This window comes from Streptomyces fulvorobeus (genome assembly GCF_013167895.1).
Classification (GTDB): Bacteria; Actinomycetota; Actinomycetes; order Streptomycetales; family Streptomycetaceae; genus Streptomyces; species Streptomyces fulvorobeus.
In genome coordinates this window covers 3,137,699-3,149,997 of record NZ_BLWC01000001.1, presented here as the reverse complement: position 1 = coordinate 3,149,997, position 12,299 = coordinate 3,137,699, and the positions used below count along the sequence as shown (strand labels likewise).

General features: G+C 69.4%; 12 protein-coding genes. 7 read left to right on the top strand and 5 right to left on the bottom strand.

All coding sequences use genetic code 11. The features are described from left to right. Positions 1–52: 52 nt before the first annotated feature. Positions 53–763 carry a DUF5324 family protein gene (locus Sfulv_RS14235; RefSeq protein ID WP_173314045.1) on the bottom strand — a complete coding sequence of 237 codons (711 nt, stop codon included), beginning with the start codon at positions 761–763 and terminating at the stop codon, positions 53–55. Positions 764–984: 221 nt separating this feature from the next. Here Sfulv_RS14235 and Sfulv_RS14230 point away from each other — a divergent pair, with 221 nt between their 5' ends. Next, entirely contained in the window at positions 985–1,512 is a 528-nt protein-coding gene (locus Sfulv_RS14230; RefSeq protein ID WP_173314044.1) for a peptidylprolyl isomerase, read from the top strand. A gap of 174 nt (positions 1,513–1,686) precedes the next feature. Further along, positions 1,687–2,577 carry a rhomboid family intramembrane serine protease gene (locus Sfulv_RS14225; RefSeq protein WP_173314043.1) on the top strand — a complete coding sequence of 297 codons (891 nt, stop codon included), beginning with the start codon at positions 1,687–1,689 and terminating at the stop codon, positions 2,575–2,577. Between the two features lie 282 nt (positions 2,578–2,859). Here the strand turns inward: Sfulv_RS14225 and crgA are convergent, their stop codons facing one another. Then, positions 2,860–3,114, bottom strand: a complete 255-nt coding sequence (gene crgA, locus Sfulv_RS14220; RefSeq protein ID WP_173314042.1) for a cell division protein CrgA — start codon at positions 3,112–3,114, stop codon at positions 2,860–2,862. A gap of 141 nt (positions 3,115–3,255) precedes the next feature. Between crgA and Sfulv_RS14215 the strand changes: the two genes are divergently transcribed. The 5 genes from Sfulv_RS14215 to Sfulv_RS14195 all read left to right on the top strand — a co-directional run bounded on the left by Sfulv_RS14215 (position 3,256) and on the right by Sfulv_RS14195 (position 7,114). Continuing rightward, on the top strand, positions 3,256–4,023 hold the full coding sequence (locus Sfulv_RS14215; RefSeq protein ID WP_173314041.1) for a DUF881 domain-containing protein: 768 nt from the start codon (positions 3,256–3,258) through the stop codon (positions 4,021–4,023). A gap of 116 nt (positions 4,024–4,139) precedes the next feature. Next, entirely contained in the window at positions 4,140–4,328 is a 189-nt protein-coding gene (locus Sfulv_RS14210) for a hypothetical protein (protein WP_173314040.1), read from the top strand. Beyond that, complete coding sequence (locus Sfulv_RS14205; protein ID WP_173314039.1) at positions 4,325–4,963, top strand: aminodeoxychorismate/anthranilate synthase component II; 639 nt, start codon at positions 4,325–4,327, stop codon at positions 4,961–4,963. Before Sfulv_RS14210 ends, Sfulv_RS14205 begins: the two co-directional genes overlap by 4 nt. Further along, positions 4,960–6,354 (top strand): class E sortase, encoded by a 1,395-nt coding sequence (locus Sfulv_RS14200; RefSeq protein ID WP_173314038.1) that lies wholly within the window; start codon positions 4,960–4,962, stop codon positions 6,352–6,354. The genes Sfulv_RS14205 and Sfulv_RS14200 overlap by 4 nt, the downstream gene beginning before the upstream one ends. Before the next feature lie 25 nt (positions 6,355–6,379). Continuing rightward, complete coding sequence (locus Sfulv_RS14195) at positions 6,380–7,114, top strand: class E sortase (RefSeq protein ID WP_173314037.1); 735 nt, start codon at positions 6,380–6,382, stop codon at positions 7,112–7,114. Between the two features lie 16 nt (positions 7,115–7,130). Here Sfulv_RS14195 and pknB read toward each other — a convergent pair whose 3' ends face one another. From pknB to Sfulv_RS14180, 3 genes are all read right to left on the bottom strand, one after another. Beyond that, complete coding sequence (gene pknB / locus Sfulv_RS14190) at positions 7,131–9,272, bottom strand: Stk1 family PASTA domain-containing Ser/Thr kinase (RefSeq protein ID WP_256668922.1); 2,142 nt, start codon at positions 9,270–9,272, stop codon at positions 7,131–7,133. A 164-nt stretch (positions 9,273–9,436) separates the two neighbouring features. Next, entirely contained in the window at positions 9,437–10,891 is a 1,455-nt protein-coding gene (locus Sfulv_RS14185) for a peptidoglycan D,D-transpeptidase FtsI family protein (RefSeq protein WP_173314036.1), read from the bottom strand. Continuing rightward, positions 10,888–12,288 carry an FtsW/RodA/SpoVE family cell cycle protein gene (locus Sfulv_RS14180; RefSeq protein WP_173314035.1) on the bottom strand — a complete coding sequence of 467 codons (1,401 nt, stop codon included), beginning with the start codon at positions 12,286–12,288 and terminating at the stop codon, positions 10,888–10,890. The genes Sfulv_RS14185 and Sfulv_RS14180 overlap by 4 nt, the downstream gene beginning before the upstream one ends. Positions 12,289–12,299: the final 11 nt, after the last annotated feature.

Here is a 12,299-nt window from a genome sequence, read left to right as displayed (position 1 = left end):
AGGTCTTCCGGCGCCCCTCTCGTTCCTGGGGGCGGTCACGCCGTCCGGTGGGTCAGGGGCGGTCGTCGAGGTCGGTGCCGTTCGCCTCGGCGTCCGAGTGCTTGGGCTCGATGTCCGGGTCGAACACCGTCTGACCACTGCCGTCGACCGAGGTCAGCGGTGCGCGGTCGTCGGACACCTCGGTGGGCGCCGGCGGCTCGACGAGCCAGTCCGGGTTGGCCTGCTTGTCCCACCACCTCCAGGCGGCGTAGGCGCCACCGGCCACGAGGCCGAGAACCGTGAGGTTCCTGGCCAGCCGGCCGGCCTTGGCCCGCCGCTGGTGCTTCCTGACCAGCCGCTGGATGTCCTTGGCCGTCACCTGCCCGCGCAGCGCCGCCAGCGCGGCAGCACTGCGTGCGGCAGCTTCCCCGGCCATCGGCTGTGCGACGGACACCGCGTGTTCGACGCGCGGGACGGTGTAGTCGGCGGCGCTTCTCGCGACGTGGCGGGTGCGGGCGGCGGCGCGCTGTGCCGCCACATCCACCTTGGGCGGTACGTGTGTTCGTGCCTGTTCGATGTGTGGGGCGAGATGAGCCACGTACTGGACACGGGCCTGGTGGGCTGCCTTGGACATCTTCGGCGCGAGCCGCGCACGCGCCTCGTACGCGTAGTGCGCGGCCTGTTCCTTGGCCGATTCGGCATAGGGCGCCACCACTTCCGCGGCGTGCTGCGCGCTCTCCTTAGCCGAGTCGGTTGCGGCGCGCACGCTGTCGATGCGGGTCACGGGAATCCTCCTCCTTGGTGGCGGGTAGTACTCCGCCTTTCCACCCAGTGCGAAATCATGCCCCTCGGGGGCCATCCTCAGCATGCGGGGCGGGGCATCCGGGTCATGAACCGCTTGTTCGGACATTGCGGTGCAAGGGGAACGTGGCGCCGACAATGTCACGGATGGGCCCGCCGTGCGAGGATCGGCGGACGCAGTTGAGGAATGAGGGAAGGCAGAACGTGGCCGAGCAGCTTTACGCCACCTTGAGGACCAGTCAGGGCGACATCGAGATCCGGCTCCTGCCGGACCACGCCCCCAGGACGGTCAGGAGCTTCGTCGAGCTCGCCACGGGCGGGCGTGAGTGGACCCACCCGGCGACCGGGCAGAAGTCCACGGACAAGCTGTACGACGGCACCGTCTTCCACCGGGTCATCAGCGGCTTCATGATCCAGGGCGGCGACCCGCTGGGGAACGGCACGGGCGGCCCCGGTTACGAGTTCGGTGACGAGTTCCACCCGGACCTCAACTTCAACCAGCCCTATCTGCTGGCCATGGCCAACGCGGGCCCCGGGACCAACGGCTCGCAGTTCTTCCTGACCGTGTCGCCGACCGCGTGGCTCACCGGCAAGCACACCATCTTCGGCGAGGTCGCGAACGACGCCGGCCGGAAGGTCGTGGACACCATCGCCGCCGTGGCGACCAATCCGCGTACCCACCGCCCGGTCGAGGACGTGGTGATCGAGTCCGTCGTCGTCGAGACCCGCTGAACGCGGTTCCCCGCTGACCGGTCCGCCTCCGGGCGGGAGGCGACGGCGGAGCGCCTGGGGGGAGCCGAGGGGGGAACCAACCGCCCTGCTCGTCCGTACTGTCCATGGCGGACGAGCAGCGCGCCGGCGTGTCCGTCGCCGTCAGGACCAGGACCGACCGAGGGGCGAGGACCGATGGACCAGCAGCCGCCAGCAGGCCAGGACCCCTCCGCGGTCCCGGGCGGTCCGCCCACCTGCTACCGCCACCCGGACCGCGAGACGGGCATCCGCTGTACGCGGTGCGAGCGGCCGATCTGCACCGAGTGCATGGTCGACGCCTCGGTGGGGTTCCAGTGTCCGGAGTGCGTGCGTGCGGGCTCGGGCACCGGCCACCACCCGGCCGCCAACCGGCCCCGTACGCTCGCGGGCGGCACGGTGGCCGCGGACCCGAGGCTGGTCACCAAGATCCTGCTCGGCATCAACGTCGCGGTCTTCCTCGCCGTGCTGGGCAGGGAATGGCTGCTGGACGATCTGCTCCTGTTCGGCCGCGCGTACTCCTCCGACGGGCTGGAAGGAGTCGCCGAGGGGCAGTGGTACCGGCTGCTGACCTCGATGTTCCTGCACCAGGAGGTGTGGCACATCGCGTTCAACATGCTGGGGCTCTGGTGGCTGGGGGGACCGCTGGAAGCGGCCCTCGGCCGGGTCCGCTACCTCGCCCTCTACCTGCTCTCGGGGCTGGCGGGCAGCGCTCTCACCTATCTGATCAGCTCGCCCCAGCAGGGCTCGCTCGGTGCCTCGGGCGCGATCTTCGGTCTGCTGGGCGCGACGGTCGTCCTGATGCGCCGGATGAACTACGACATGCGGCCGGTCCTCGCGCTCCTCGCGCTGAACCTGCTCTTCACCTTCACCTGGGGCGGCATCGCCTGGGAGGCCCACGTCGGGGGTCTGATCGCGGGCGTTCTGCTCGCCATCGGCCTGGTCCATGCCCCGCGCGAGCGGCGGAACCTGGTGCAGTACGGGACCTGCGCACTGGTCCTGGCCGGCGTGATCGGCACCGTCCTCGCCCGGACAGCGGCGCTCAGCTGAGCGTCATCCGAACACTTTCGACCTCTTGGCGTCCGAGTTGTCCACAGACGGTGCCGAATCTTGTGCACTACGTGGGGAACACGTGTGCCCCTTGTCGCTGAGCTGGGTTTTTCCAGTCAGGACAAGGGGCGATCCCTCCCTCGACGAGGGAGGGTGCAGTCATACCGGCGTCAACTTCGACGCAGGTTATCCACAGATCGTCTGACCTTTTCCCCCACCTGTGGATAACTCTGTGGGTAACTCAGGGCAGGGCTTGGGGGAGTGTGGAAGATGCGGGTGGAGCTACTTCCACTGCGTGGACACACCGAAGCCGCCGGCGATGAAGCCGAAGCCCACGACGATGTTCCAGTTGCCCAGGGCCTTGATGGGCAGGTCACCCTCGGTCACGTAGAAGACCACGATCCAGGCCAGACCGATCAGGAACAGCGCCAGCATCACCGGCGCCACCCAACTTCGGTTGGTCAGCTTTATGTTCGTGGCCGTCCTCGCCGGCGGGGGCGTGAAATCGGCCTTCTTGCGGATACGTGACTTCGGCACGAGGAACTCTCCTGTCGATGCGCTGCGTGACCGCGCAGAGAACTGTGGCTGACGCCGGGGCTGAGCACGAGGGGGAATGTTGCCGCCCCCGGGCGTCCGTTAGCGTAGTGCTTCCGTGGCGCCTGAGGAGATAAGGGTACGTTGAGCAATTCTGCCGACTTTCCCGAAGGCCCGGTCCGGCACGTCTCGCGGTGGCCGGTCCGGGGGCTCACCGCTGCCGTTTTCGCCCTGGCCGGACTGATCTTCGTGACCAGTGCCAACACGGCCAAGGGCACCGACATCCGTACCGACTCCTCGCTGCTGAAGCTCTCCGACCTCATCCATCAGCGCAGCCAGGGCAACGCCGATCTCAACGAGTCGACCGCCGCGCTCCGCGAGGAGATCGACACCCTGGCCCAGCGCGACGACGGCAGCACCAGGGCCGAGGACGCGAAGCTCTCGGCGCTGGAGAAGGCGGCCGGCACCACGGAGGTCACCGGGGAGGCGCTCGGTGTCACCCTCGACGACGCCCCTCCGGACGCCACGGCCAACCCCGGATACCCCGAGCCGCAACCCAATGACCTGGTCATCCACCAGCAGGACCTCCAGGCGGTCGTCAACGCGCTCTGGCAGGGCGGCGCCCGCGGGATCCAGGTCATGGACCAGCGGCTGATCTCCACGAGCGCCGTCCGCTGCGTCGGCAACACCCTGATCCTCCAGGGCCGGGTCTACTCGCCGCCCTACAAGGTCACCGCCGTGGGCGACGCCGACAAGCTCAGGCGGGCGCTCAGCGACTCCAAGGCGATCCAGAACTACCAGCTGTACGTGAAGGCGTACGGGCTGGGCTGGAAAGTCGACAAGGACGACCGGGTGACCCTTCCCGGCTACTCGGGCACGGTGGATCTCCACTACGCCGAGCCCGCGGAGTAGCCCTTGCTGCGGCGGGGGCGCCGTGACCGACGCCCCGACCCGGCGGCTTCCCACAGCTGACCCACGCCTGAGCCCCGGCCCTTTAGTCTGGTGCCGTACCGAACGGAGGGCGCAGCATGTACGGCTGGATCTGGCGGCATCTGCCGGGTAACGCGTGGGTGCGGGCGGTCATCTCGCTCGTGCTGGCACTGGCCGTGGTCTACGCGCTCTTCCAGTACGTCTTCCCCTGGGCGGAGCCGCTGCTTCCGTTCGGTGATGTCACGGTGGACGGCGAAGGCACCAGTGGAGCGGGGACCGGTCAGTGAGCGCACGCATTCTCGTCGTCGACAACTACGACAGTTTTGTCTTCAACCTTGTTCAGTACCTCTACCAGCTCGGCGCCGAGTGCGAGGTGGTGCGCAACGACGAGGTGTCCACGGCCCACGCCCAGGACGGCTTCGACGGAGTCCTGCTGTCGCCGGGCCCGGGGACTCCCGAGCAGGCCGGGATCTGCATCGACATGGTGCGCCACTGCGCCGGCACAGGTGTACCGGTGTTCGGTGTCTGCCTGGGGATGCAGTCGATGGCCGTCGCGTACGGCGGTGTGGTGGGCCGGGCCCCGGAGCTGCTGCACGGCAAGACCTCTGCCGTGACCCACGAGGGCAAGGGCGTGTTCGCCGGGCTTCCCTCCCCGTTCACCGCCACGCGCTACCACTCCCTCGCTGCCGAACCGGGCACGGTCCCGCCGGAGCTGGAGATCACGGCGCGTACGGCGGACGGCATCATCATGGGACTGCGCCACCGTGAACTGGCGGTCGAGGGCGTGCAGTTCCATCCGGAGTCGGTGCTCACCGAACACGGCCACCTGATGCTCGCCAACTGGCTGGCGCGATGCGGTGACACGGGGGCCGTGGCGAGGTCCGAAGGGCTCGCGCCGGTGGTGGGCAAGGCCGCCGCGTGAGCGGAGTCCGCCCCGAACGAGGTGCCGGAGACGAAGCCCCGTACGCGCAGGGTGCGTACGAGGCCGACGGCACGTTCGTGGCGGCGATCGACCGGCTCGCGGACCCGCTGACGGACCCGCTGCCGGCTCCGGTGCGGGACGCGGTGCGAGATCCGGCGCCGGATGCCCTGGCGGGCCCCTCACCGGACCCGGTGGCGGGCCCCCTGCCCGGGCAGCACGCCTCGCCCTGGTTCAGGGCGGGCAACATCCCGGGCGGCGCGGCGACGCCCCACCCCGCCCGGGAGCAACAGGCCCAGCAGGCCCGGCAAGGGCTCCAGCAGGCCCAGGGGGACCCGCAGGAGTGGTACGACCCCGCGGGTTACCAACCGGACCGGTACCGCCGCCCTGAGGCCGTACAGGGCGCGCCCCCCGGGCCTGTCCCTCCCCCGGAGAGGACCGGCGGGCCTGAACCCGGACCGCCGGAGCCCGGACCGCCGCGGCCCGCTCCCCCGGACGACGGGACGGCCGGTCCCCGCGCGGCCGGTGCGACGGGGCCCGCTCAGCCCTCGGCGGCGACCGCCGGGCCTCCTCCCACCGGAGGACGCGCCGAGCGCCGCAGGGCCGCCAAGGGCCGGGGCAGGCGCCGTACGGAAGCCGCCGGCGCGGCACCGGAGGCGTCCCGCCCTCCTGCCGCCCCGATGTCACGGGTGGAGGCGCGCAGAGCGGCGCGCGCGGCCAAGGACAGCCCGGCCGTCGTCGCCAGCCGGGTCGTGGGCGAGGTGTTCATCTCGCTCGGCGTGCTGATGCTGCTGTTCGTCACGTACCAGCTCTGGTGGACCAACGTCCGCGCCGACCTGATCGCCGGCAAGGAGACGGACAAGATCCAGGACGAGTGGGCGAGCGGGGAGCGCGAGCCGGGCGTCTTCGAGCCGGGACAGGGCTTCGCCATCATGCACATCCCGAAGCTCGACGTCGTCGCGCCGATCGCCGAAGGCATCGACAAGGAGAAGGTCCTCGACCGGGGGATGATCGGCCACTACGGCGAAGGCAAGCTGAAGACCGCGATGCCCTCGGCGAAGCAGGGCAACTTCTCGGTGGCGGGCCACCGGAACACCCACGGGGAACCGTTCCGCTACATCAACAAGCTCCAGCCCGGTGACCCGATCGTCGTGGAGACGCGGGACACGTACTACACGTACGAGATGACCAGCCTCCTTCCCCAGACGTCGCCCTCCAACGTCTCGGTGATCGCGCCGGTCCCCGCCGGTTCGGGCTTCACAGGCCCGGGCCGGTATCTCACCCTGACGACCTGTACGCCCGAATTCACGAGTACGTACCGATTGATCGTCTGGGGCAGGATGGTCGACGAACGGCCGCGCGGCGAGGGGAAGCCCGACGCGCTCGTGGGCTGAACATCATCACGACAGGGACGGTGCGGTGGCGACGAGGACCGAGCACGAGGCGCGGGACGGCGAGTCCCCGCCCGAGGTGGGCCGCGGCGGCCGTCACCCCGTCGCCACGGCCGTACGCGTCTTTGGTGAGCTGCTGATCACCGCCGGCCTGGTGCTCGGCCTCTTCGTCGTCTACTCGCTGTGGTGGACCAACGTCCTCGCCGGCCGCGCGGCCGACCGGCAGGGTGACACGGTCCGCGGCCACTGGGCCGAAGGGCGCGGGCCCGGAGCCCTGGACACCAGGGACGGCATCGGATTCCTGCACGTCCCCGCCATGGGGAACGGTGAGGTGCTGGTCAAGAAGGGCACCACCACCAAGGCACTGAACAACGGCATCGCCGGCTACTACACGGACCCGGTGAAGTCGGCCCTCCCCTGGGACGAGCAGGGCAACTTCACGCTCGCCGCGCACCGGGACGGGCACGGCGCCAGGTTCCACGACATCGACAAGGTGCGGACGGGCGACCCGGTCGTCTTCGAGACCCGGGACACCTGGTACGTCTACGAGGTCTACGAGACGCTTCCCGAGACGTCGAAGTTCAACGTCGGTGTCATCCAGCCGGTGCCGAGGGAATCCGGTGTGACCGAGCCCGGCCGCTACATCACGCTGACGACTTGTACGCCGGTCTACACGTCGAAGTACCGCTACATCGTGTGGGGCGAGCTGGTGCGTACGGAGAAGGTCGACCGGGACAGGACGAAGCCGGTCGAGCTGCGCTGAGCCCGACGACTCGCCGTCACCGCCGCCGTACCGCGAAGGGCCCCGTCCACCGAGCGGTGGACGGGGCCCTTCGACGTCGTGCGGACGATACGCGGTCAGTCGCGGGAGCCCAGGCCGCCGAAGAGGCCGCCGCCGTTGTTCCCGCCGTCACCGTCACCGCCACCGCCACCGTCACCGCCGCCGCCGTCACCCCCGCCGTTCCCGCCCCGCCCCCGCCACCGGCGTCGACGGTGAAGAGGGTCACGGTGCTGCCCTTCGGCACGGGGGTGTTGCCGCCCGGGTTGCTGTTGGCCACGATGGCGTCCGGCTTGTCCGCGGAACCGGGGGCGAGGGCGACCACCAGACCGAGGCCCTCCAGCTGGCCCTTCGCGTCCTGGTACTTCTTGCCCAGGAGGTCGGCCGGGACGGTGACCTGCTCCGGCTCCGGCGGGCCCTTGGAGACCTTGAGGACGATCTGCACGTCCTTGGCCTGCTTGCTCGGCCCGGCCGGGGTCTGCTCCAGAACCGTGCCCGCGGGCTCGTTCGAGTCGATCTCGGTCTTCGAGACGTTGGCGAAGCCGAGAGCGTTGAGCTGGGCCAGTGCCGCGTCGTACGTACGTGTGCGTACGTCGGGCAGGTTGTACGTCTTCTCCTTGGCCACGGTGATCGTGACCTCGGACTCCTTCTCGGCCTTCGAGCCACCCGCCGGGTTCTGCTTCACGACCGTGTCAGGCGTCTGCTCGGACTCGACCGACTCGACGGTCACGGAGAAGCCCTGCTCCTCCAGAGTCCTGCGGGCGTCCTCCTCGGTCTCGTCGGTGACGTCGGGGACCTCGACCTTCGGCGCTCCCGTGGAGACGACGACCGTGACGGTCTCCTGCTCCTTCATCTCGCCGGTCGCCGGGGTCTGGCTGCAGATCCTGCCCCGCTCCTGGGCCTCGCAGGGCTCCTTGCCACCGACCTTGAGGAGGACGCCGGCGTTGTCCGCGAGTCTCTGCGCCTCGGCCACGGTCGAGCCGACCATGTTCGGCACCGTGACCTGTCTGATCTCCTCGCCGGCGGAACCGAAGACGGACCTGCCGATGAGGATCGCGCCGATCAGGACCAGGACGCCCGCGACGACCAGCAGGATCGTCGAGGTGTTGGTCTTCTTCTGACGCCGCCTGTCGGGGCGGTCGTCGGGTCCGCCGTAGCCGTCGTCCGCGCCGACGGGCGGCAGCATGGAGGTCTGCGCACTGTTCGGGTCGGTCTGGCGCAGGGCGGTCGTGGGCTGGTCCGGGTGGTAGCCGCCGTACCCGCCGTAACCGGCCGCCCCCATCGCCGCGGTGGCCGCGACCGGCTGACCGTCGAGGCACGCCTCGATGTCGGCCCGCATCTCGTCGGCCGACTGGTAGCGGTAGTCGGGGTCCTTGGTGAGCGCCTTCAGCACGATCGCGTCCATCTCGGGCGTGATCTCGGGGTCGAAGTTGCTCGGCGGCTGAGGCTCCTCCCGTACGTGCTGGTAGGCGACCGCGACCGGCGAGTCCCCGATGAACGGGGGCCGGACCGCGAGCAGCTCGTAGAGCAGGCAGCCCGTGGAGTACAGGTCGGAGCGCGCGTCGACCTGCTCGCCCTTGGCCTGCTCCGGGGAGAGGTACTGGGCGGTGCCGATGACGGCCGCTGTCTGGGTCATGGTCATGCCGGAGTCGCCCATGGCGCGGGCGATGCCGAAGTCCATGACCTTGACCTGTCCGGTACGCGTCAGCATGACGTTCGCGGGCTTGATGTCGCGGTGGACGATCTGTGCGCGGTGCGAGTACTCCAGCGCCTGGAGGATGCCCACCGTCATTTCGAGGGTGCGCTCGGGAAGCAGCCGGCGACCGGAGTGCAGCAGTTCCCTGAGCGTCGACCCGTCGACGTACTCCATCACGATGTACGGGATGGAGACCCCGTCGACGTAGTCCTCGCCGGTGTCGTACACGGCGACGATCGCGGGGTGGTTGAGCGAGGCGGCGGACTGGGCCTCACGGCGGAACCGGGCCTGGAAGGACGGGTCGCGGGCCAGATCGGCCCGCAGCGTCTTCACGGCGACGGTGCGGCCGAGCCGGGTGTCGTGCGCGAGGTAGACCTCGGCCATGCCACCACGGCCGAGCACCGAGCCCAGCTCGTACCGGCCGCCGAGGCGACGCGGCTCTTCCATACGTTCCAGCCCTCTCCGTCAGTCCCGACCCACCCGTGTGTGGTCCGGCGGTGCGCTGTCCGCGCATACGCTACCGGGCAGGCCCGATGCGATCGGCCCGCCCCCGGCAGCTGACATCCGACCGGTATCCCGATCCGCCGGTACGAGGGCCGCCGTGACGGGCCTCACGTGCTGTCCAGGACCGCCTTCATCACGTTCCTGGCGATCGGGGCGGCCAGACCACCACCGGAGATGTCGTCCCGGTTGGCGTTGCCGTCCTCGACCACCACGGCCACGGCCACCGGGGAGCCGCTGGCGGTCCTGGCGTACGAGATGAACCAGGCGTACGGCTTCTCGCTGTTGTTCAGACCGTGCTGGGCCGTACCGGTCTTGCCTCCGACTGTGACGCCGTCGATCCGGGCGTTGGTTCCCGTGCCGCTGTTGACGACGGTCTCCATCATCTGCTGGATCTTCTTGGCGTTCCCGGCCGTGAGCGGCTGAGCGAGCTGCTCCTTCTGGTGGGTGTCGATGACGTCCAGGTCGGGCGCCTGGCGCTCGGCGACCATGTACGGCCGCATGAGCTTGCCGTCGTTGGCGATCGCGGCGGCCACCATGGCCATCTGGAGCGGGGTGGTGCGGTTGGACGCCTGACCGATGCCCGCCATCGCGTTCTGCGGCCGGTTGTCCTCGGGGTAGATGCTCGCGTCGGCGCGGACCGGGGTGAGGATCTCCCTGTTGAAGCCGAACTTCTCGCTCTGCTCGATCATCTTCTCGTTGCCGAGGTCGTCGCTCATCTTGCCGAAGACGGTGTTGCACGACCACCGGAGCGCTTCCCGGAGGGAGGCGTTCTCACACGGGATGTCGCCCTCGTTCTTCAGCGGGACGCTCGTCTGCGGCAGCGTCCAGGGGAGCGGGGAGTCGGTCTTCGCGTCGATGTCGTCGTACAGACCGTTCTCCAGCGCCGCGGCGGCGGTGACGACCTTGAACGTCGAGCCGGGCGGGTAGGTCTCCCGCAGAGCCCGGTTGAGCATGGGCTTGTCCTCGTCCTGGAGGAGCTTCTGCCGGGCCTCCGAGTCCTTGAGCGAATCGCCGGCGAAGACGGAGGGATCGTACGAAGGGGTACTGGCCAGGGCCAGCACGGCACCGGTCCGCGGATCGATCGCCGCGACCGCGCCCTTCTTGCTGCCGAGACCTTCGAAGGCGGCCTTCTGGGCGGCGCCGCTGAGCGTGGTGACGACGTTGCCGCCGGTCTTCTTCTCACCGCTGACCATCGACAGCGTCCGGTCGAAGAAGAGCTGGTCGCCGTTGCCGGAGAGGACGCCGTCCTCAAGGCTCTCCAGCTGGGAGGCGCCGAACGCCTGCGAGGAGTAACCGGTGACGGGCGCCCACATGGGACCGTTCTTCCAGACGCGCTTGTACGTGAAGTCGCTTCCAGTGGTCCGGACGGAGCCGGTGACCGGGTGGCCGTCGACGATGATGTCGCCGCGTTCGTGCGCGTACCGCTCGATCTGGACGCGGCGGTTGTACTCGTGGCCGTTCAGTTCGTCCGCGCGGACGTACTGGAGCCAGTTGTCCCGCACCAGCAGGGCGAGGACGAGGATCCCGCAGAAGATCGCGATCCGGCGCAGCGGCCTGTTCACGGCCGGACCACCTGGGTCATTTCGGCGTCGGTGGAGGGCGCGGGTGCCGGGGCGGGACGGCGGGCGGTATCGCTGATACGGATCAGGATGCCGATCAGCGCCCAGTTGGCGATCACGGAGGAACCACCCGCCGCGAGGAACGGCATGGTCATACCGGTCAGCGGGATGAGCCCCATGACACCACCGGCGACGACGAAGACCTGGATGGCGAAGGAGCCGGAGAGGCCGACCGCGAGGAGCTTGCCGAACGGGTCGCGGGCGGCGAGGGCGGTGCGGACACCGCGCTCCACGATCAGGCCGTAGACGAGCAGGACGGCCATCATGCCGGCCAGCCCGAGCTCTTCTCCGACGGTGGCGAGAATGAAGTCGGAGTTGGCGGCGAAGCCGATCAGGTCGGAGTTGCCCTGGCCGAGGCCGGTACCGAGGGTGCCGCCGGAGCCGAAGGCCATCAGGGACTTGGACATCTGTTCGCTCGCGTCCTCCTTGCCCCAGCCCGCGAAGGGGTCGAGCCAGGCGGTGACGCGCTGCTGGACGTGGGGCTCGAAGGTGGCCACACCGACGGCGCCGGCTCCGGACATCAGCAGCCCGAAGACGATCCAGCTGGTGCGTTCGGTCGCGACGTACAGCATGACGACGAACATGCCGAAGAACAGCAGGGACGAACCGAGGTCGGTCTCGAAGACCAGGATCAGGATCGAGAACGCCCAGACCATGAGGATGGGCCCGAGGTCGCGGCCTCGCGGCAGGTAGAGCCCCATGAAGCGGCGGCTTGCCAGCGCGAGCGCGTCGCGCTTGACCATCAGGTAGCCGGCGAAGAAGACCGTGATGATGATCTTGGCGAACTCGCCCGGCTGGATCGTGCCGACACCGGGGATCTTGATCCAGATCTTGGCACCGTTCACGGCGGGGAAGAACATCGGCAGGATCAGCAGGAACAGCGCCACGACCATGGAGATGTACGTGTAGCGCTGGAGGAGCCGATGGTCCTTCAGCGCCACCAGCACGATGACCATCAGTCCCACGCCCACCGCGGAGAACAGCAGCTGCTTGGAGGCGGCGGGTACGAAGGTGTCGAGTGCCTGGAAGCGCTCGGACTGGTCCAGGCGCCAGATGAGCGCCAGTCCCAGCCCGTTCAGCAAGGTGGCCAGCGGCAGCAGCAGCGGGTCCGAGTACGGGGCGAACTTCCGCACGACCAGGTGGGCCACGCCTCCGAGCAGGGCGAGCCCGATCCCGTATCCGAGCATGCCCGAGGGCAGTTCGCCGTTGAGGGCGAGGCCCACGTTGGCGTAGGCGAACACCGAGATGACGACGGCGAAGACGACGAGCGCCAGCTCGGTGTTGCGGCGGCTCGGTGCGTCGATCGCGCCGATGGTGGTCGTGTTGGTGACAACGCTCATGGTGCTGAGGC